Genomic DNA, 21,434 nt, shown 5'->3' on the forward strand with positions numbered 1-21,434 from the left:
GTGTTTGCTATTTATGATACCTTTTTAAGCGTTCTTCTAATGTCCCGGCGTGTAATTCAAACAGGTGATTATCATAGTCATAAAAATAAACGGATCGTCCTTCGCCTTTTACTCTAGAGCGCTCTGGTTTTATTTCCATGCCGAGTGATTTAATTCGCTCGATATATTCATCCATTTCCTCTGCTTGAATTTGAAAAGCAATATGGTTGTAAGTGCGTTCTTGTAAAGATTCACCTTCCATAATGCAAATCCACAGTCCAGCGATTAGAAAAAACTTTTCTTTGGAGAGCGAAAATGTGTCATCGCCACTAGAATAGATTTCTTCTGCGTCAAAAATTTCTTCTAAGAATGTGGTTGTTTTATTCAAATCTTTCACAATTAAAGTGATATGGCTTAATCCTGAAATCATGTACTCACCAGTCCTTCTGTTTTCTTTGAAGTACTTTTCCTACCTATCGACCTATTTCTCCTTTCACTGGCTATAGTATTGATAGTATCTTATCAATTAATTCTTGTCTATCTGCAGGTTTCGAAATGATAGTTGAAGCAATTGCAATTACTATCCGTTTATTTTTATTTATATAAATAATATTTCCACCTGACCCCACTGCCATATATTCATCTTTATTATCTCTAACCCACCAGAGGTATCCATAATATCCGTAACTATTTTTTACTTGGCGGGTAGACTCTTCTAGCCATTCTTTACTAATAATTTGCTTTCCATTGAAATATCCTTCCTGGAGGCATAGTTGTCCAAGTTTTGACATTTCATTTAAAGTTAGTGTTAGCCCCCAACCACCCGCATTATTTCCTAAAGGGTCAGAAACCCAACCTTTCATTTTCCTCCCAAAGACATGATCTATATCAAATTTCATCGGGAAATTAGGAACTGTTTCAATCGATAATGGTTCAAAAAGGTGTTTATTTGCAAATTCGCGCGCACTCATTTTTGTTGCTTTTGTAAGAATTGCTGATAACAAATGGGCACCGCTTGTAGAATATTTAAAAGTTCCAATTCTCCCGCCTGACCCCATTATTTTAAGCGCATACTCCACCCAATCATTCTGCCGACATAGTCTTGTTAAAGGTTCTCGCATATTTGGAAAAGGAAATGGAGCCGTCATTGTTAAAAGGTTTTTAATAGTTATCTGATTCCTTAAAACATTGTTATCAGTAAATTTATATTCAGGAAAAAAATCTATCACTTTTTCGTTTACACTTCGAATATAACCTTTATCGATCGCAATTCCAATTAATAAGGATATGACGCTTTTAGTTATGGAAGCAACGTTAAATTTATCATTTTTAGTTTTACGACCATAATAGGTTTCTAGTACGTGATTTTCATTTTGAAAAATAGATAGTCCTCTAATATTTGAGTACTTCTTCTTTACTAATTCATCAATTATTAAAAATTTTTCTTGAGGCAACATAGGCGTGTTATTCACTTATAAATACCTCCCTGTAATAGATGCACTATTTTCGCTTAAGTCGATTGGAGTTCCTTGTGCAATAACTTCTCCGCCCTTGTCTCCACTACCTTCGCCAAGCTCTATAATCCAGTCACAGCATTTTAATATATCGAGATCATGTTCAATAACAATTACTGAATTACCACTTGTAACTAACTCATTTAGTAAATAAAGCAATTTTGAAATGTCATATTGACTTAAGCCCGCTGACGGTTCATCTAACACATAAAGGGTATCTTTTTTTCTTGTTTTTCCAATTTCTTTTGCTAATTTGATTCTCTGAGCCTCACCACCACTAAGAGTTGAGGTAGGTTGACCTAATTTCACATAATCCATCCCTATTTTTTTTAGGATATTTAATACGGATAGGTCAATCGTTGAACTTTCCAAAAATGAGATAGCCTCATCTACGCTCATTTCTAGAACATCATTAATATTTTTTTGCTTGTACAAAACTTGCAGGGTTTTAGAATTAAATCGTGTCCCATTACATTCTGGACAAGTTTTACTAAATTGAATGTCGTAGCCAATCGAAATATCTTCAACCCCACTACCTTTACAAGATAGGCATGCGCCATTTGAGTTAAAAGAAAAATCGCCTGCTTTTAATCCTTCTTTAACTGCTTGAGGTTGTTTTGCAAATAATTCTCTTATCTTATCCCATAAACCTATATAAGTAACCGGGTTTGAATTTGCTTTGCGTCCAATTGGAGCTTGTGATATTTCAATTATCTTTTGTATTTTATCCATTCCTTTGATATTTGGATTACTGAAATCGCTGTTCTTTAATTGTTCTTTGCAGAGTGGTACTAATGTTTTAGATATTAAAGTGCTTTTTCCACTCCCAGAAACTCCAGCAATTCCAACAAGGCTGTTAATCGGAATTTCAATTGAAATGTTTTTTAAATTGTTTCGATTTGCATTACTAATCCTTAGTGTATCTTTTGTTTCCTGCTTATTTTTTTTGAAACTTTTTGTCATATCATAATCTAGAAATTTTGAAGTAAGCGAATGGTGATTATTCAGAAACTCTGAATAGGATCCTTGATAAACTATTTCACCGCCTAAATCTCCAGCATTTGTTCCAACATCAATAATATGTTCAGCAGCTTTTATTATTTTTTTATCATGAGAAACAATAAGTACAGTGTTTCCATGGGCTTTGATTGATTGAAGTGACTCGATAATCTCTTGTTTTTCTGATTCGTGTAGTCCGCTAGTAGGTTCATCAAACACGTAGATGAGTGAATCTAGTTTTGATTCTAAGTGGTCATATAAAAAAATTCGTTGTAGTTCGCCTCCACTTAAGGTCGGAATCTCTCGGTACATCGTTAAATGTCCTAGTTTAATATGGATGAGTGAATTTAAAGTTGCAATAAGCGAACGAGATAACTCTGTCCCAAAAGCTGACAATTTATTCATCTCTATATAATTATCAAGGAACTCTTTTACTTTTATTAAGGACATGCTGGCAATTTCACCCAAGTGTAGATTAGCAATTTTCATCATTCTAGCTTCATCACAAATGCGGTAGCCATTACAGGATTCACAGATTTCTTGTGAATAAAATCTCTGAACATCTTCATTACGTAGATACCGATTATGTAATACTCGTTCAATGCAATAACTTGTTTTCCCAGAGTAATTATCTACTACACCATAAATTAATTCATTTTGAATCTCGATGGGACAATTCGAAAAAGCTTCATGAAAATAAGTAGTATATTTTCTCTGTAGTAAATTAAGGTAACCTTTTGTTGAACCAATTTGTTGAAATACTTGTTCGACGGTCATTGTTTTAGATGAAATAATATTTTCCATATGAATATGAAATTGTTTACCAGTTCCAGCGCAGTCAAAACACATCCCATTTGGCGAAAGATAGGAAAAAATATCAGGATTTATATCATCATTAGCTAACGAAAAACTTTCACTATCTTGGTAAGAACCTTCATTTGCGAATAATAGACTAAATTTGTTTAAAAGTCCTGTTTTAGATCCAACACTAGAGCGCGGATTACTTTGTCTGATGAGGTTTTGCTTTACTGCTACAGTGGGACTTAACCCGGTAATATTTGTATAATAGTCTGTTCCAAAATCTAAAGCCATTCCTATTGATTGAAGATACTTTTTTCTACCTTCTTCAAAAATCAAATCGAATGCTAGGCTTGATTTTCCTGAACCACTGATTCCAGTAATTACAATAAATTTATTTTTAGGGATTTCTATACTTATATTTTTCAGGTTATTAATATATGCGTTTTCAATTTGAATATAGTCCATGCTTTCCCCCTACTAATTAGTTTATTGGTTCAATAGGAATATAGATATCCACAATATGTTTTTGAAGTGGGTCTTCCAGTGGATTGTTTAAATATACTTCAAATGGAAATGAGTTTGCTGGCAAATAACCACTAGAAGGAAGCCACTTTCCGTAAACAAAATCCCAAGCATCTGGATACTCTTTTTGACGTATTTCAAAATGAATGACGCCGTATAACCCAGAAGGTATCTCCATAAGCCCGATTTCCTCACTGTCTAACTTTTTAACATTATGTTTAATAATAATACAACTACTAGCTCTCTGATTATCAGCTGTTGTTATATCGGGATGGCTATGGTAAATTGTCAACGGAAACGATGAATCTTTATCAAGTAAATCATGCTCCATTCCATATTGAAAGAGTTCACTCAAAGGGTTGGTGAGTTCTAATTCCTTGTAAGAACCTACTATTCTCTTATAGATGACAGGTATATTCTGTAGCGTAGTAATGGTTACTTTGCCTTGAATATTATATTGTTTTTCATCTACAGGCTTATTATAGCGGGAAGTAAGAAAATTCTCTTTGCAATTGTTGCTATTTTGTTTTCTAATTTCTATAGGAGACACATCAAAATATTTCTTGAATGCCCTAGAAAAAACAGAAGAATCGCTGAAGCCGAGTTCATATGCTACATCTGTTATTGTTAAATCCTTTCGATTCATTAGTAAGCCAAGCGCCCATTCCATTTTTATTCTTGTTGTATATTGAAATATCGACTCATTTGTTAACGCTTTAAAAATTCTATGAAAGTGGTATTTGGATAATCCAGCAATTTTTGCTAATTGTTCGGATGTGAAATTCTCTGCTGGATGAGCTTCAATATAATCTTGTAAGGCGAAAATATGTTTCCAATATTCGTTTTCATATTTGCTCGTTGTCACAACATAACACTCCTTTTTATGAAGCCATAACTTCATTATAGGGTATTTTAAAAACATATGAAACAACAATTATTGAGGCTTTCTGTAGTTAGATTTAATGCTCGCTTTCTTTCATAAATTGGGTGTAAAAAAAAGACGCTCCTTCTACAGAAGCGTCTTTATCATGTAAATTAATAGTTACATTAATTGATGTCACGGTCATTTTAAATTGACTTTTATTTTCAACGATTGTTAATAGGATAAACTAAAAATTTAAGTTCCCAGCCTTAGCGTCGTTGTAGTAATGTTACTGACTCGACATGAGCTGTTTGCGGGAACATATCAACGGGTTGCATATAGCGAATTTGATATTTCTTTGCTAGCAAGGCTAAATCGCGAGCAAGCGTAGACGGATTACAGGATACGTAAACAAGTTGTTTGGCTTCTACTTGTAACAGCGATTTAATTAAACCTTGGTCACAGCCGCTTCTTGGTGGGTCAACGATCACTGCATCTGGGCGAAAACCTTCATTTACCCATTTTGGCAATACATCTTCTGCTTTCCCTACTTCATAATAAACATTTTCGATACCATTTTTCTCCGCGTTTCGTTTGGCATCTTCAATGGATTCTGGAATAATATCCATACCGCGAACTTCTTTAACTTTGCCGGCAAATGCTTGGCCGATTGTTCCAACCCCGCAATAAGCATCTACTAATGTTTCACTGCCTGTTAGTACGAGTGCTTTCTCAACTTCTTGGTAGAGCCGCTCTGTTTGGAACGGATTTAATTGGAAAAAGGCACGGGCTGATAAATCGAATTCGAGTTCCATTAATTTTTCTTCAATGCTTTCTTTTCCTGCTAAAAGGAACGTTTCGTCACCAAAAATAAGTGAGGATTTTGCTTGGTTGACGTTTTGCATAATTGAAGTGACTTCTGGAAGAGCTACTTCGATTTCTGCTAGCATTTCGCGTTTTTTAGGGAGCTTTTTACTATTTGTAATGAAGACGAGTTGTGTTTCACCGGTTTTTACGCCTGTACGGACGACAATTGTACGGACGATACCACTGCCTGCTTTTTCATCATAAATCGGCACGCCGTATTTTTCGAGTAAATCACGGACAAAATTCGTTACTTTGATGGTAACTGGTTGCTGGACGATACAATCTTCAATCGGAACAAGTTGGTGAGAATTGGCTCCGAAAAGTCCTGTTTCGACTTGACCACTGCCTACCATTCTTGTTTGGAATTGACTTTTATTTCGGTAGCGCCACGGGTCTTCCATACCGATTGTTGGGCGGATTTTTAATTTTGTTGGGTCGATTTTTGTATGTTTTTCGATTGATTGAATAACAATATCTCGTTTTAGTTCAAGCTGGGCGCTATAAGCCACATGTTGCAACTGGCAACCACCACACGCCTCGTATACTGGGCAAGGTGCGGTAACTCGGTTTGGAGATTTTTTACGAATTTTATTTAATTTTGCTTCGGTAAAGCGATCGCGAACCTTAACTGCTTCAACAACCACCTCTTCACCGGTAATTGCGCCAGGTACAAATACAACTGCTTTTTTAAAGTAGCCGATTCCTTCCCCGTTGATTCCCATTCGTCTAATAGTTAGCGGGAACTTTTGGCCTTCTTCTACTGGATTTTGATTCATTATTTTCCTCCATCATTCCAAGTCTTCATTAATACTAACAAAAAAACTGCCACTTGTCAGTAGTTTATGGCATGATTTCAAGACTTTCATCGACAATAATACTTTTTTCGACAGAACGAACCATCGAACAGTATTTTGGGGTTAATTTTAGCGCTTTTTCAAGTGGATTAGGATCCAAATCAGCACCAGTTATTTTAAAATGAAGATGAATCGCGCTAATCCGATTTTCTTCTTCAGGAATACGTTCCATTGTTGCATCTACCCATAAATCAGTAAAATCCACTCGTTTTTTCCTTAAAATGTTACGAAAAACAATGGCGCTACAACTGGCAATAGACATCAACATCAAATCTGCTGGTGAATAATCGGTCATTTTATCATCAATTAAAAAACTTCCTGTGTCAAACCCATTTTCGGTATAAACTAGCTTTAATGGTTTTGTCATCATTATCCCTCATTTCTTCTCTTTTATCGTACAAAAAATCTCCTTATTAAGCAAATTAGTAGTATAATGAACAGATAGTCGACCAAAAAGGAGGCTACTCGTGTTATGAAAGGAGTAGGAAATAAAGTGATTGTTTTAGCAGGAATGATTGGCGCTGGGAAAAGTAGTTATACAGAGCTAATTGCAAATGAACTTGGAACAAAGGCATTTTATGAAAGCATTAAGGATAATCGCATCCTTGAAATGTTTTATGATGACCCAAAAAGATGGGCTTTTGCCTTACAAATATATTTTTTAAATACCCGTTTTCGCAGTATTAAAGCTGCATTAACGGATCAAAATAATGTGCTTGATCGAAGCATTTATGAAGATGCGCTTTTTACGCAAATTAATTTTGAAGAAGGTAACATTTCGGAACCTGAGATGGATACATATCTTGATTTGCTTGATAATATGATGGAAGAACTTGCATATATGCCAAAAAAAGCGCCGGATTTATTGATTTATTTGCGCGGAAGTTTAGATACTGTTTTAAGTAGAATTTCCTTGCGTGGCCGTCCTTATGAGCAAATCGATGATAATCCTGGCTTACTTGATTACTATAAGCATCTCCACAGTCGCTACGATAGCTGGTTTGAGTCTTATGATAAAAGTGATACACTCGTTATTAATATTGATGAAGTTGATATTAATAAACCAAGCGACGCGAAATACGTCATGCAACTCATTCATGAAAAATTAAAACGCTAAAACTGCTCACTGCAGTTTTAGCGTTTTTTAATTGATTTCGCCTAGTTCTTTTTTCTTTTTACGGATTGCAAGTGTTGCATTTAGCTCTCCGCCGATCATTAAAATAATACCAGTTAAGTAAAACCACAACATTAAAATAATAATCACACCGATACTACCATATGTTGCGGAATAATTGCCGAAGTTATTTACATAATACGCAAATCCAACTGAAGCTATTGTCCAGCCAATGGTTGAAAAAAGCGCTCCAGGGAGAACACTAATTAACGTACTACGTCTATTTGGCGCCACCCAATATAAAAAGGTAAAAACGACAAAAATAACGACGAGCGTAACAGTCCAACGAAGATTATTCCAAAAACTAAGAAAGTCTTCCGAGAAATTCAAATGGTTAATTAAAAACATTCCAATTTGTTGTCCAAATACGAGTAATAGCAAAGTTGCCCCCACCGTTGCAAGCATTGCTAAAGTGAAAAACATCGATAATAATCGTTGTACGACATAATTCCGTTTATTCGTAACTCCATATGCTTTATTGAGCGATTTCATTACGGCATTCATACCATTAGATGCCGACCATAAAGTCGCGATAATCCCGATAGAAAGTAATCCACCGTTTTTCTGCGTTAGTAAGGTATTTAAATTTTCTTCTAAAAAGTCCATAATCTGATCTGGTGCAAATTCTTTTATCATATTAAAAACCGAATCTTTATCAATATGAAGATAAGCGAGCAAAGTGGCCGCGATTAGAAGCATTGGGAAAATCGAAAACAGCATATAATAAGCTAACTGTGCTGCATTCCCAGAAACATCATTTCGCCCTACTCGTGCGCTTACTGTTTGGCCCACTTGGACAATTCCGTTATGTTTAATATATTTTACTACTTTTTTCCACACTGATAAGGCCCCCTTTTTCTAGTCATTCATCTGGAAGTTTTTCTTCTATTATGGTAAAATTTTGTCTATTAGCTTGAAAGGAGCAAAAAGATGAATCTTGAAACCCCTTCACAGGAAAACTTAGATTTTATGTTAGCAGAAATTACTACTAAACTAAAAATGGTGAATGTTGGCGTTTTTGAAAATCTCGAGCTTGACTCTGTTGATTATAACGCACTTACTGATATTTATCAGCTAATTAAACGTAAATCAAATTTTAGCCCACGCGAAATGCAATTATTTGCAGAAGAGTTGCGTCGGATTAGAAAATAAAACAAATTCCAGCCACTATTTAGTGGTTTTTTGTTTGGAAATAATGGGTTCCAAAATCTACTAAATCACGCATATCATAGATTTTAGTTGGCGCTCCTATAACCGTCGTTGGGTGAAAATCACGTTCTTTCTCATATGTACGACCTAACGCGATAAACGCTTCACTGTTATAATCAATTTCCTGATACTTCTCCCAAACAATCTCACCTTGTTTCAAAAATGCAGCTTGATTTTCGATAAGCGGAAATACATTTGACCTCTCTTCTGCTAAATGAAGAGAAGTATTATTATTGTTATCCACTCCAAACAAAATGATTTTAGCCGAAAGTTGATATAACTTACCGAGCGGTGAATCATCCCCTAAACTTTTCGAAAGAGGCTGGTGAGCAAGTATTTCTTCTTTATCTTTCCCCCAAGCGCAAAACGAATGATATGGATGAAAACTGCGCCCCACATCTGGCATAGCTCGAAATGTTTCCGCAATGACGCCCATACTACGGGTTGGTGTTACTAATGGATCAAAGGGTGGCGTTTCTGCTCGGATTATTTTCCACCAGCTTTCTGGAACAGGAGGATTTTCCCACTTTGCCGGATCGCTCAATTGTCCAGTTTGCGCTGGCATGACGATATTTCCATCAATGCCAACTGTCTCTTGAAGTGCATAAATCACCGCCACAGGTCCCCCGCAAATCCAGTGTGCTTTCGACATGGAGGCATGAAAAATAACCGTATCACCTTCTTTAATACCCGCTTTTTTCAGGTCTGACACGATTTTTTGTTTTGTTGCTGGTTTTTTTGTTCGCCAGATGGCCATTTTTTCTCCCAATTGCCCTGTCACCACCTCTAAAAAATAAAGCCAGATGCCTAGAAAAAAACGTCAAAGTAAAACAGTGTAATAACTACAAGTGTTTTTACTCGAATTCTGTTCTAAATGCATCTGGCTAACTAGTTTAATTAATCATTTTCGCCTTGATACGTTAAAATTTCTGGGCCATCTTTTGTAATAGCAAAAGTATGTTCATATTGAGCAGATAAAGATCCATCAACGGTTCTTGCAGTCCAGCCGTTATCGTCCATTTTAGCTTTCCATGCTCCCATGTTTACCATTGGTTCAACGGTAATAACCATACCTTCTTTTAAACGTAATCCTTTTCCTGCTTTACCATAATGAGGAATATCTGGTTTTTCATGTAAAGTAGGTCCAACACCGTGGCCGATAAACTCACGTACAACAGCAAGATTTTCAGACTCTACATATGTTTGGATAGCGTGACCAATGTCGCCTACTCGTGCTCCTACTTGTGCTTGTTCAATCCCAAGATAAAGAGCTTTATGCGTTACATCCATTAAATGCTTCACTTCATCAGAAACTTCACCTACTGCATAAGTCCAAGCTGAATCAGCAAGCGCACCGTGATAGTTCACGACCATATCTACTGTAATAATATCGCCTTGATTTAACTTCTGTTTGCGAGGAAAACCATGACAAATTTCATCATTGATACTTGCACAAATGGCATATTCGTAGCCTTCAAACCCTTTTTGTTCTGGAGTTGCGCCATTTTTGCGTAAAAATTCATCTGTAAATACTTCTAAATCCCAGCTTGTAATACCAGGTTTAATAATTTTTTTAAGTTCTTTATGCGTATCGGCAAGGATTTTCCCCGCTGCTTTCATCTCATCAATTTCACGTCTTGATTTGAGTGTAATCATTCTTTTCATTCCCTTCTAAAATTTCCACTATTTACTATTATAGCTTGAAAACCGTTAGAAATAAAGTAATCTGGAAAAAAGGTTGCAGTTTTTCTGAAGACATTTATAATAGAATGTATCAGTTGAAAAAATGGTAGACTGGTTTGTGCCATTTTAAACAATAAAAAATTCAGAAAATGGGGATGCAAAATGACAAAAGTTATGATCGTTTATGCCAGCATGACTGGTAATACACAAGAAATTGCCGACATTTTAGGTGAAGAATTAGAAAAATACGATATTGAAGTTGAAATTGAAGAGTGTATTTCAGTTGATCCTGAAGATTTACTAGAATATGATGGCGCTCTAATCGGTGGCTACACTTATGATGATGGTCAACTACCTGATGAATTTGTTGATTTTTACGAAGATATGGCCGACGTTGATTTTAGCGGCAAAGTTTGCGCTTCTTTCGGTTCTGGCGATACTTTTTATGATGAATATTGCTTAACAGTTGATTTAGTTGAAACTCGTCTGAAAGAACAAGGCGCTACAGTTCCAGTTGCTGGGCTAAAAGTAGACCTTGATCCTGACGAAGAAGATGTTGTTCGCGCAGAAAGTTATGCAAAAACTTTCGTCGAGGCATTAAAAGGATAATTTCAAAGCAAGTCCTCTTTTTTGGACTTGCTTTTTTATTTATTTAAAAATAGCAAAAACAGTAGCCTCGTGGTTGCTTTACCTCATTAATTGAGATACAATTCTCGTATTGAATAAAAAGATTGGAGTGATTAATTATGACAGTATTTAGTGAAAAATTAGAAAAATATGCAGAATTGATTGTAAAAGTTGGGGTAAACGTCCAACCTGAACAGAAAGTAGTAATTATGGCTCCAGTTGACGCGGCTCCCCTTGTGCGCCTTATCTCTAAGTATGCTTTTGAAGTAGGCGCAGAGGATGTCATTATGGATTGGCGTGATGAAGAATTAGGCGCATTACGTTACAAAAATGCTCCACTACGCGTTTTTGAAAGCGCTCCGGTTCACCGTGTTGCAGAAAAAACAGAACTTGCCAAAGAAGGCGCTTGTTTTATTTCAATTACATCTGAAGATCCAGATTTACTAAATGGCGTAGATAGCAACAAAATTGCCACTTTCCAAAAAACAATGGGTGGCGCAATGAGCGAGTTTCGTGAGTTAATGCAAGCAAATGTTGTAAGCTGGACAGTTGTTGCAGCAGCTTCACAAGGTTGGGCAGCAAAAGTATTCCCAGATTTAACACCTGAAGAACAAATGGAAACACTTTGGGAAGCTATTTTTGAAACAACTCGTATTAACACTGAAAACCCGGTAGAAACTTGGAAAAATCATGATCAAACACTTGCTGCCAAAGCAGAAAGTTTAAATGAAAAACAATTTACTTCTTTACATTATACGGCTCCTGGAACTGACCTTACAATTGGTCTTCCAAAAAACCATCTTTGGGTTGGCGCTGGTAGTAAGAACAAAAAAGGACATGAATTTATGGCCAATATGCCAACAGAAGAAGTTTTCTGTTGTGCGGATAAACTAAAAGTGGAAGGCTATGTTTCAAGTACGAAACCACTTAGTTATGCAGGAAATATTATTGATGACTTCAAAATCACTTTCGAAAAAGGTCGAATTGTTGGTGTTGAAGCTGCATCTGGCGAAGAAATTTTAAAAGATTTAATCGCAACGGATGAAGGTTCTCATTATTTAGGCGAAGTGGCTCTAGTTCCAGATCCATCCCCTATTTCCCAATCCGGCATTTTATTCTACAACACGCTATTTGACGAAAATGCATCTAACCACCTAGCAATCGGTAGTGCGTATGCGTTTAATGTTAAAGGTGGCGAAGAAATGTCTCGCGAAGAATTAGAAGCTGCTGGTGTAAACAATAGTTTGACACACGTTGACTTCATGATTGGTTCTTCTGAAATGGACATTGATGGTGTAACCGAATCTGGTGAAGTTGTTCCTGTTTTCCGTAAAGGTGATTGGGCATTCTAATCCTTTTTTAAACCTTATACCTTTTGCGTAAAACCCTTGTAGCTCTTTGCTTTCAAGGGTTTTCGTTTGTTATTTTTCATAGAAGAGAGCGAGGTGCATTAGATGAAATTTAGAACTTGGGACATCAATTTAAAAGTAAGGCTTTTTGGGGAAGCACTACTCGATATTTCTTTTTGGATGGTCTTCCCCTTTTTAACAATTTATTTTTCTGAAAGTATTGGACGAGAGCTTACAAGTTTACTACTGATTATTTCGCAAGTGTTAGCTGTTTTTACGGCATTACTTGGAGGTTACTTCGCTGATAACTTTGGTAGAAAACGGATGATGAGTATTTCTGTCATTGGAGAAGGCTTCGGTTTTCTTGTTTTTGCAATAGGTGCACTTCATGTTGTGGATTCTCCTTACTTGAGTTTTGCTGGGTTTGCCATTGCCAGTGTTTTCATGGCTTTTTATCAGCCTGCGAGTCAAGCGATGATTGCTGATGTCGTGCCTCCTGAACACCGGACACATATTTATTCTGTTTTCTACATGATGATTAACATCGCGGTGGTTATCGGACCGATTCTTGGTTCTGTACTATTTTATAATTTTACGACTGAAACACTACTTGCAATTGTTTGTGCGGATTTATTATTACTATTTTTACTGCAAAAATTTGGTCATGAAACAGCACCACTTTTAGTTAATCCTGATTTGCAAAAAGAAGTTGTTCGGAAAAGTATTGGAGCAGTTTTATTGGAGCAACTTAAAAATTATAAAGTTATTTTTAAGGATAAGATTTTCTTCTTATACATTATTGCTGGCATTATTGTTTCTCAGTCGTTTATGCAACTGGATTTACTATTCCCGCTATATATTAAAGAAGTTATCGGTGCATCTAACTTGTTCGCGTTTCATTTTACTGGGGAGCAGCTGTTTGGTGTAATTGTTTCTATCAACGGATTCTTTGTGGCAGCTTTAACAGTCGTTGTTACTCGCTGGATGAGTCATTTTAGAGAGAAATTTGTTTTTATGAATTCTTCTTTCCTTTATGCAGTTGCCATATTCTTGTTTGGTATTTCCACTGGTCCATGGGGTGCGATTTGCGCAATTATTCTCTTTAGCTTTGCGGAATTGATGACAGTTGGTTTACAACAAACCTTTGTATCCCAATTAGCTCCGGAAGATAAGCGAGCAATGTATTTTTCTGCTGCTGGTCTCCGTTATACGCTTGGTAAAGTTATTGCCCCACTCGCGATTACGCTTTCTACTTTAATTGGCTACACTGGAACTTTTACAATTATTGGTGTTTTGGCGCTCGTTAGTGGATTAATTTATTATTATATGTATTCGGAATTTGAAAAACAACGTAAAGTTTCCTAATGAAAAACGACTATCTATGGATGGATAGTCGTTTTTTGATTGGATTACTTTTTTTACGATTTTTTTACGAAATGGCTAAAACACCAGCTTTATTCCGCGTTTAAATTACCTTTTGATGTCAAGCATGTTTAAATAATGCTTATAAGGTGAAAAGAGTCTATACTGTTATTTATACACCTAGAATTGACTCGTTATTTTTAATAGAAAGTTAGGTGTGAGAATGTTTGGAACAACAACTATTGGGATTGATTTAGGTACTGCGAATATTTTAGTTTACAGTAAAGAAAAAGGAATTATCTTGAATGAGCCTTCTGTGGTCGCGCTAAATACGAATGATGGTACGGTACTTGCGATTGGTCATGAAGCAAAAGAAATGATTGGTAAAACGCCAACTTCTATTTCCGCTGTGAGACCAATGAAAGATGGTGTAATTGCTGATTTTGATTTAACAAGCGGATTGTTACGCGAAATTATGCGAAGAATTTCAACTAGCGGCGTTAGAAAACCAAATGTCGTAGTTTGTACACCTACTGGAGCAACTTCTGTGGAACGTCGCGCTATTTCTGATGCGGTAAGATCCACTGGTGCTCGTTCGGTTGCTCTAATTGAAGAGCCTGTTGCTGCTGCTATTGGGGCAGATTTACCGGTTGCTGAGCCTGTTGCGAATGTTATTGTGGATATTGGAGGCGGTACGAGCGAAATTGCTATTATTTCTTATGGTGGTGTCGTTTCTAGTACTTCCGTTCGAACTGGTGGAGATCATATGGATGAAGAAATTATTCAATACATCCGTAAAAACTACAACCTTTTAATCGGCCAAGCAACTGCTGAACGTATTAAAATGGAATTAGGATTTGCGCCAATTGAACATGTAGCTCAAACAGCTGATATTCGTGGGCGTGATTTACTCACTGGTTTACCAAAAACAATTCAAGTAAGTTCTACGGAAATACAAAGCGCTCTTGAAGAGACATTGCAACGTATTCTTGAAGCAATTCGAAATACTCTTGAAATGTGCCCTCCTGAGTTAAGTGGCGATATTGTTGATCGTGGTATTATTTTAAGTGGCGGCGGATCTCTTCTCCAAGGTTTCCGTGACTGGCTGGTGCAAGAAATTGATGTTCCTGTACATATGGCTCCAAGTCCGCTTGAATCTGTCGCAATTGGTACTGGCAGATCACTTGCTTTTGTAGATAAATTAGCTAAAATTTGATACTTTATAAGCATTTGAAAAGGCATTCTATACGCTTTTTCAAATGCTTATTTATCTTGCTCTTCATGTTTATTTCTGGTAAACTTATTTCTGTTGTTTGCATTTCAAAGCCCATATAGTTAAACGGATATAACAAGCCCCTCCTAAGGGCTAGTTCGTGGTTCGATTCCGCGTATGGGCGTCCTAAAAAGCCGAAAGCTCTTGAGAAATCAAGGCTTTCGGCTTTTTAGTGACTTTAATTAGAAACTAGACATGGATCTGTTATTTTCTGATCGTATACAAAAACCAATTTCCTTTCTCTTTCTCCACGACTTCCCTAAAACCAATTTCTTTTAAGAGTGCTGTTAGTGAGGTGGTTGTTTTATATTCGTCCATATGATAATCAATTTTATCTTTTTCGGACGACAGTATTAAAACACCATCTTGTGACATGACCCGATAGATTTCTTCAAAGCCTTTTTGGAGATTATCCCAGTACATGTGAGTTTGGATAGCATAAACTAAGTCAAAAGACTCCTCCCTATAATCCATATCCGCTACATCAGCTACAGTTAGCTTAACTTTTCCATCACTTATGGCTTTTTTATTTAAAGCACTGGCTGTTTTATAGGACTCTTTGGAAATATCGATACCATAAATTGTTAGATTCTGATCTAAGTTCACTAGATTTTTAACATTGGAACCTCCCCCATAACCAACGTCTAAAACTTTTGTAACGCCCGCCATTTCTGTATTATTAATCGTCCATTTACTCAAATCTTCAAAATACGATGACCATATTTTGGTAGTAATTTCACCAATAATTCCGCGTGGATTGGCAGCTTGACCACTTAAATAGTTAATCAACGGCTTATATAAAATAAAACTTAACACGAGTACTCCCCCAAGAATAGTTAAAGTGAATTTCTTCTTTTTTGTCATTTTCATCGCAGTTACATTCCCTTCACGAGTTCATAGCCTTTCGTATTTCGATATATAGTTTTGAAATATAAGTTACCATATTTCAAAACTATTGTATGATAATTCGGCTATTAAAGTCAAGTTATTTTGAAATATAGGTGCTAATATTTCAAAATGGAAAAAATTATGGTATATTATTGCTAGCATAAAAATGGAGGATGTGTGTAATGAATAATTACGAGAAAAGAACGCTTAAAAAGAAAACAGCTATCACTCATGCTGCGTTAACGCTATTTGGAAAAGCTGGTTTTTCGGAAGTTAGTATTAAAGATATAGCAAGTCTCGCCGGGGTCTCCCAGGTTTCTATATATAATTATTTTGGAAATAAGGAAGCTCTCGTTGCTGAATGTGCCAAAGTCATTATGCAAGATACGATTTCTTTAGCCGAAGAAATATTAGTTTCTGAAGGTACTTTTACAGAAAAACTAACACGCGCCATCCAACTTTGTCATGCGGAAATCAATGTTTCTTTAAGTAAATTTATATCCACAGAAGCTATCAAGGATTCTCAATTTATAACACTTTTAGTAAACAATATTAACAAGTTAAAAAATGATATTTATATGGAATATGTTGCCGCTGGAAAAAAAGCAAAAGTAATCAATAACGACATTTCTGATGATGTAATCCAACTTTTCATTGATTCTATTAATGGATTAGGTTTGACAATTCCAGAAGAAGAGCTAGAGAAGAAACAAGCGGAGATTATTCATTTGTTTTTGTATGGGTTGATTGGGAAAGCTTAATTTTAATACATTAAAACGCCTGCAGTCCTTTTATAAATAAGGATTACAGGCGTTTTTTAGTACTATTTATAGTTGTTTTATTTCTTCTTCTCAACCAATCTAAAATGTTGCCAAGGTAAAATTGTATCGAGTAAATAACGCTCTTCTGGAACAATTCGTGCGACAATGTTAGTGTTGCCGGAGTTTTCCATTTCTTGAAGGGCTACTTGCATTTCGCCTTTGTAGCGTTCGTAGCCGTCGTTGTCGATTGTTACATCGCCTTTTGCAATGGTGTTTGTGTCATGTGCTGGGAAATCAAATTGTTTGAAATTAACACGCGTCATTGTCGAGCGTAAAACGTACTCGGAAGCATCGCCGCGGTTGAAATGTTTTTGTGTTAAGACAATTTCTTTTTCGACATCTGTTGCACCATCTAAAAATTCAACAGCGAGTTGTAATTCATTGCGGTTTAATTCGCTTAAAGCGCGTAATTCGTCTTCTGAAGCAAACATATTACCTACAATGACATCATCAATAAGGCCGGTGTTCCAAAGATCTTTTGCTTGAACAGTAATGTCCACGCCGCGATGTTCTTCCATTGTTGGAAGTCCGCCGTCCACAACAAACCATGGGCCGAATTCGCCGCTGTTAGAAGAAACGAATGCTGCTGTACGCAAATTTAAGTCTTTAAATTGTTTACTTGTACGTAAGAAATGTTCTCTGGAAAGACCAGTGTATTTTCTTGGGTAGAAGTTGTGACAACCAATTATATTTCCTACGTTTGCTTGGTAAGATAAAATATTTTCAACGTAACGAGTACCATTACTAATGTTTAATTCAATTTTCAAGTCAGTATCATCAAACGACATTGCGGCTTCTTCTGAACCAGAGAAGCCTAAATCAAGACGAAGGCCTGCTAAACCAAGCTCTTTGAAACGATCTAATTCTTTGTAAGTGATATTTAACGATTCAAATACAGTCGGATCAACATCAGCAATAACATCAAACCCTAGTTCTTTAGCGCGTTTGCAAATTGTTTCTAATTTAGCAAACTCCGCTTCGTCATTAGCAGAAATTAAACACGTGAAAATACGGCTAAAACCATATTTTGCAGCTGTTTCAATATATTCTAATGATTCTTCAAGCGCTACGTGTTGCGGAAATACGGATATTCCTAATTTTCTCATTTAAATCATCCCTTCAAAAGCTTATTTAGAACGGTATAAATCAACAATTTCTTTTGCTAAATCTTTAAAAGTAATAGCATTCATTAAGTGGTCTTGTGCGTGTACTAACAGTAAAGAAACTTCTGCTTTTTCGCCGCGCGCTTCTCCTTGAATTAATGAAGTTTGTGAATGATGCGCTTCAAGTAGTGCCGCTTCTGCATTTTTGATTTGCTCATCTGCAACGTCAAAATCCCCTTTTTTTGCCGCTTCGATAGCTAACATTGCGTCACTCTTGGCGTTACCCCCGTGTACGATTAATTGCATAATTGTTTGTTCTAATTCCATTGTTTACACATCCTTTTCATTTATCAAAACTGTTTCTTTTTCCTCTTCAAGCAGTATCGAACTCGAGGTTATTTGTTAATCATTGCTAGTGCATCATTTAGCACTTTTTCGCCGTCCATTGTTCCGTAGTCAATACCATTAATGATTGAAACTGGAATACCCAGCGGATCCAGTACCCGCTTCAAATTCTTCTCTAAAAAACGAACTTGTGGAGCAAGTAAAACTACATCTACATTGCCCTTATACTTATCAAAATCAGCTTCTGCAACTGCAATTACAGTGGCATCTACATGATTATTTTCGATAGCTTCTGTCATTTTTTTTACGAGAAGACTTGTGGACATACCGGCCGAACAAACTAACATGATGTTTTTCATTTAATAAACCTCCTAGTTTGAAAAGCTGCACGTATATATAATATGCAAGATATGTGCCAACTTTTCTTCTTATAAGTTGCTACTGTACGAACTTTCCACTTACACAAGTAAAAAAGCCAAGTGTGTAAGACAATACACACTTGGCAGGTTGTTTTTTCTAGTTAACTTCCACCTGATTAGAGAGCATCATCTGAGTTAAATAAGCAATTTCTGATTGCGGGATGACGATATCATACTCAATTTCAACGTTTTCCATCATTTGTTGCGTAATCTGCATTTCAACCATATGATTTTTAGCAAATTCATTTAAATCCGGGAACTCTCTATCCACCGCGCCCAGTTTGACACGCTCGATAAGGAAAGCCAAGTGGAGAATCATGCCGATGTCTACACCAGATTCAAGAATCACATTAAGTTGCAGCTGTAGTTCTGAAATCACTTTTCTTAGGAAATAAACAAGTTGCTCAGCAGAACTCACGGCTTGTAAATTTCCTTCTAATGAGGCGATTAATTTTTCATAAGGTACTTCATCGTTTAAAATTCTGGAAACAATTCCTAAACCGCCTTCTGATAGTACTTCAAGCGCGCTAAAGAATGGAATGTCGCGATATTCAAAAGCAACTGAACCCATAATTGCTAAAATATTATACTCTTCCATCAGTTGATCGATCCGCTCTCTGAAAGCTTCTTTATGCAAGAATTGTAACACGATAATTTCGATTTTCGTTTCGTCGATAATTGGTGCTACGACTTTACGCAGTTGTTCGGCTACCCCTTCACCAGTAAAACAAGTAAAGATTACAGCATTTTTGACTGGCTTAGCTCGTAAAACATGGGCCTTATATTTATTTTCAAATAATTGCTCACAACTTTGGTAAATATCTTCTAAACCTCGACCTAAAGATGCTTTTCGCATTGCTTCAAGTACAACAGGTGTACTGACCATCGTTACCGTTTTCGTGCGGATGCCGAGCTCTTCTGTAAGCATATTTCCAAATGAAGTGAGTGAACCCATATCAGAAAGTATCAACACACCTTTGACAGGATTTAATTTAACGACGGTTTGTTTTAGTTTTTCATACATCGCTTTCACTTCAACTGTTAGAGGCATATCGAGGGCAATTCCGCTTTCAATGCTTAGTAACTCTTGCACGGTTTCAACCATACTTGTTGCAGTGGATCTGCCATGCATCATGACTATTACTTCGACTTGATTTTCCTGAGAAAGTGCTGTATCTACTACTTCCTCTGTCAAAAACATTGTCAAAAATCCGATTTCATCAAAAGGAATTTCAATGCTAAGCTCTTGCTCAATCAAAGCGGATAAGTCAATTGCGACTTGGAATTCTTTTGGATATTTTTTACGAATATTATTTAAATCCGGGTGAATAATATGTTTTTGTTCACGAACTCGCTCAATCGTACTTTGTAAATGTAAGGAAAAAGCGAATTTCATTTTTTCATTATATTTACGATTTAATTTTTCTTCTGCCATTGCGTAAACTTTTTCTGTTAATTCCCAAACTGCTGGCGCGATAATTTCTTTGGCAGTTTGGTGGGTAGGTAATTGGACCATATAGTCGTGGAAATATTGATCCACATCGACATAAAGCGCTTCTTCTAACTCACTTTGGTCTTTACCTTCTTTCATTAACTGGTCTGCTTTTTCTTGGATGGCATGGTAAACATCGTGCACATCTTCCACTTCCGCAGAGGCATCACTCGTATCAACAAATTTAAAAATCGCTTTATTAACGTCAATTAAGCGGTTTAATTTCTCTGGTTCGTCTTTTAAATGTAGTAGTCCTTTTTGGACATGAATAGGTAAATCATCTTGTTCGATTAGAATATAATTAGCTGTTTTTGTTTTATAATGTAAAAAGGCTTTGGCACACGCTAGTTTTAAATCTCTTTGCAATTGACCAACGTTGGCACTTGCATGATAAAGTAAAAAGGCAATAAGTGCTTTTCGGTGCACGCGAATGGATTGATGCAGCCTGATTGCTTCTTGGTTTAAGAAAAACTCGACTAATTGATAACGTTCTTCTAGGTTTCTTTCAGCAAGTGATGGCAAGGTGATTGTCATCGGAATACGTCTAGTGAACGTTTCTAGTAAAAAGTTATCTGGTGATTCTGTTGTTGCACCAATGATTTGCACTTGCGCATGATGAACGTTAGCGCTTTCCCCAAGTGGCCGAAATTCGCCTTTATCAATGAAAGTAAAGAGCATTTCTTGTCCTTCTGGGGGTAAACGGTGAATTTCATCTAGAAATAAAATCCCGCCATCCGCTTTTTTTAGTAAACCTTCACGAGTTTCTTCTGCTCCCGTGTATGCTCCTTTTATAACACCAAAAATATGACCGAATAAAAGTTGCGGGTTTTGCGCATAATCGGCACAGTTAAAGGATATAAATGGCGCATCAGCTGGAATAGTTTGAGATTCTTTCGCAAATTGGTACATACATTCCGCAAAAAGGGATTTCCCTGTCCCAGTTCGACCTAAAATCAAACTATGAAGTCCATTTGGTGGATAAAGTATTGCTGCTTTTGCTTGTTGTATACTTACTTTCAAACTATCTTCCGACCCAATTAATCTTCCAAATGCGGACTCTTGGAAGCTCCCTGCTACTTCTTCTATTTTAGAAGCAGTTTTTAAAGCCTGATAAAATACTGGTTTCCCAGGAAGTTTGTCTATTCTTTTTTCTTTAAAAAGATCATTTAGATAACGACTAGCGTTCGCTCGGTCCATTTGAAGCAATTCTGCGACATCTGCAGCAGATACTTTTTCTTCTTTTCCATTTAGAAGTTGGAGGACTTCTTCTTTTCTACTAGACATCTACTCT

The 21,434-nt window shown here is 36.4% G+C and carries 21 protein-coding genes and 1 tRNA gene; 8 read left to right on the forward strand and 14 right to left on the reverse strand.

What is annotated here, in order from left to right; all coding sequences use genetic code 11:
- Positions 1-7 precede the first annotated feature (7 nt).
- The 6 genes from fosX to AC4PG8_RS13390 all read right to left on the reverse strand — a co-directional run bounded on the left by fosX (position 8) and on the right by AC4PG8_RS13390 (position 6,765).
- On the reverse strand, positions 8-409 hold the full coding sequence (gene fosX / locus AC4PG8_RS13365) for a fosfomycin resistance hydrolase FosX (protein WP_003762632.1): 402 nt from the start codon (positions 407-409) through the stop codon (positions 8-10).
- A 70-nt stretch (positions 410-479) separates the two neighbouring features.
- Positions 480-1,451, reverse strand: coding sequence for a serine hydrolase domain-containing protein (locus AC4PG8_RS13370; protein WP_492170445.1), 972 nt, complete (start codon positions 1,449-1,451; stop codon positions 480-482).
- Positions 1,452-3,758: an excinuclease ABC subunit UvrA gene (locus tag AC4PG8_RS13375; RefSeq protein WP_492170446.1), complete on the reverse strand. Its 2,307-nt coding sequence runs from the start codon at positions 3,756-3,758 to the stop codon at positions 1,452-1,454. It lies immediately after the preceding gene.
- A 16-nt stretch (positions 3,759-3,774) separates the two neighbouring features.
- A complete protein-coding gene (locus tag AC4PG8_RS13380; RefSeq protein WP_003762637.1) occupies positions 3,775-4,680 on the reverse strand; it encodes an AraC family transcriptional regulator in 906 nt (301 codons plus the stop codon).
- A gap of 266 nt (positions 4,681-4,946) precedes the next feature.
- Positions 4,947-6,320, reverse strand: a complete 1,374-nt coding sequence (rlmD, locus tag AC4PG8_RS13385; protein WP_160464844.1) for a 23S rRNA (uracil(1939)-C(5))-methyltransferase RlmD — start codon at positions 6,318-6,320, stop codon at positions 4,947-4,949.
- Between the two features lie 64 nt (positions 6,321-6,384).
- A complete protein-coding gene (locus tag AC4PG8_RS13390) occupies positions 6,385-6,765 on the reverse strand; it encodes an OsmC family protein (RefSeq protein ID WP_045552641.1) in 381 nt (126 codons plus the stop codon).
- 105 nt (positions 6,766-6,870) lie between these two features.
- On the opposite strand from AC4PG8_RS13390, the gene AC4PG8_RS13395 reads away from it, so the two are divergent.
- Positions 6,871-7,515, forward strand: a complete 645-nt coding sequence (locus tag AC4PG8_RS13395) for a deoxynucleoside kinase (RefSeq protein ID WP_492170447.1) — start codon at positions 6,871-6,873, stop codon at positions 7,513-7,515.
- Between the two features lie 27 nt (positions 7,516-7,542).
- Here the strand turns inward: AC4PG8_RS13395 and AC4PG8_RS13400 are convergent, their stop codons facing one another.
- A complete protein-coding gene (locus AC4PG8_RS13400) occupies positions 7,543-8,412 on the reverse strand; it encodes a YihY/virulence factor BrkB family protein (RefSeq protein WP_003762733.1) in 870 nt (289 codons plus the stop codon).
- A 90-nt stretch (positions 8,413-8,502) separates the two neighbouring features.
- On the opposite strand from AC4PG8_RS13400, the gene AC4PG8_RS13405 reads away from it, so the two are divergent.
- Positions 8,503-8,724: a DUF1128 domain-containing protein gene (locus tag AC4PG8_RS13405; RefSeq protein ID WP_003768985.1), complete on the forward strand. Its 222-nt coding sequence runs from the start codon at positions 8,503-8,505 to the stop codon at positions 8,722-8,724.
- 19 nt (positions 8,725-8,743) lie between these two features.
- Here the strand turns inward: AC4PG8_RS13405 and AC4PG8_RS13410 are convergent, their stop codons facing one another.
- Positions 8,744-9,550, reverse strand: a complete 807-nt coding sequence (locus tag AC4PG8_RS13410) for an AAC(3) family N-acetyltransferase (protein ID WP_492170448.1) — start codon at positions 9,548-9,550, stop codon at positions 8,744-8,746.
- Between the two features lie 128 nt (positions 9,551-9,678).
- Positions 9,679-10,437, reverse strand: a complete 759-nt coding sequence (gene map, locus AC4PG8_RS13415) for a type I methionyl aminopeptidase (protein WP_003767285.1) — start codon at positions 10,435-10,437, stop codon at positions 9,679-9,681.
- Positions 10,438-10,626: 189 nt separating this feature from the next.
- Between map and AC4PG8_RS13420 the strand changes: the two genes are divergently transcribed.
- The 5 genes from AC4PG8_RS13420 to AC4PG8_RS13440 all read left to right on the forward strand — a co-directional run bounded on the left by AC4PG8_RS13420 (position 10,627) and on the right by AC4PG8_RS13440 (position 15,199).
- A complete protein-coding gene (locus AC4PG8_RS13420) occupies positions 10,627-11,073 on the forward strand; it encodes a flavodoxin (RefSeq protein WP_003767289.1) in 447 nt (148 codons plus the stop codon).
- A gap of 137 nt (positions 11,074-11,210) precedes the next feature.
- On the forward strand, positions 11,211-12,443 hold the full coding sequence (locus AC4PG8_RS13425; protein WP_003767291.1) for an aminopeptidase: 1,233 nt from the start codon (positions 11,211-11,213) through the stop codon (positions 12,441-12,443).
- A 102-nt stretch (positions 12,444-12,545) separates the two neighbouring features.
- Complete coding sequence (locus AC4PG8_RS13430) at positions 12,546-13,805, forward strand: MDR family MFS transporter (RefSeq protein WP_003768991.1); 1,260 nt, start codon at positions 12,546-12,548, stop codon at positions 13,803-13,805.
- 220 nt (positions 13,806-14,025) lie between these two features.
- A complete protein-coding gene (gene mreBH / locus AC4PG8_RS13435; protein WP_010990971.1) occupies positions 14,026-15,018 on the forward strand; it encodes a rod-share determining protein MreBH in 993 nt (330 codons plus the stop codon).
- Positions 15,019-15,127: 109 nt separating this feature from the next.
- Positions 15,128-15,199: transfer RNA gene (locus AC4PG8_RS13440), tRNA-Arg, on the forward strand.
- Positions 15,200-15,279: 80 nt separating this feature from the next.
- On the opposite strand, the gene AC4PG8_RS13445 is transcribed toward AC4PG8_RS13440, so the two are convergent.
- The gene (locus tag AC4PG8_RS13445) at positions 15,280-15,945 is read right to left on the reverse strand and encodes a class I SAM-dependent methyltransferase (RefSeq protein WP_492170449.1); all 666 of its coding nucleotides are present in this window, start codon (positions 15,943-15,945) and stop codon (positions 15,280-15,282) included.
- Between the two features lie 200 nt (positions 15,946-16,145).
- Here AC4PG8_RS13445 and AC4PG8_RS13450 point away from each other — a divergent pair, with 200 nt between their 5' ends.
- The gene (locus tag AC4PG8_RS13450) at positions 16,146-16,724 is read left to right on the forward strand and encodes a TetR/AcrR family transcriptional regulator (RefSeq protein WP_185571217.1); all 579 of its coding nucleotides are present in this window, start codon (positions 16,146-16,148) and stop codon (positions 16,722-16,724) included.
- Positions 16,725-16,801: 77 nt separating this feature from the next.
- On the opposite strand, the gene AC4PG8_RS13455 is transcribed toward AC4PG8_RS13450, so the two are convergent.
- The 4 genes from AC4PG8_RS13455 to AC4PG8_RS13470 form a co-directional block, all read right to left on the reverse strand.
- A complete protein-coding gene (locus AC4PG8_RS13455; protein WP_003729776.1) occupies positions 16,802-17,890 on the reverse strand; it encodes a DUF871 domain-containing protein in 1,089 nt (362 codons plus the stop codon).
- A gap of 21 nt (positions 17,891-17,911) precedes the next feature.
- A complete protein-coding gene (locus tag AC4PG8_RS13460; protein WP_003722196.1) occupies positions 17,912-18,214 on the reverse strand; it encodes a PTS sugar transporter subunit IIA in 303 nt (100 codons plus the stop codon).
- A gap of 68 nt (positions 18,215-18,282) precedes the next feature.
- Entirely contained in the window at positions 18,283-18,591 is a 309-nt protein-coding gene (locus AC4PG8_RS13465; RefSeq protein WP_003762761.1) for a PTS sugar transporter subunit IIB, read from the reverse strand.
- Between the two features lie 157 nt (positions 18,592-18,748).
- Positions 18,749-21,427, reverse strand: a complete 2,679-nt coding sequence (locus AC4PG8_RS13470; protein WP_185513307.1) for a sigma-54-dependent transcriptional regulator — start codon at positions 21,425-21,427, stop codon at positions 18,749-18,751.
- Positions 21,428-21,434: the final 7 nt, after the last annotated feature.

The sequence above is a fragment of the Listeria sp. MAN/IMW/UF555 genome, assembly GCF_058684075.1.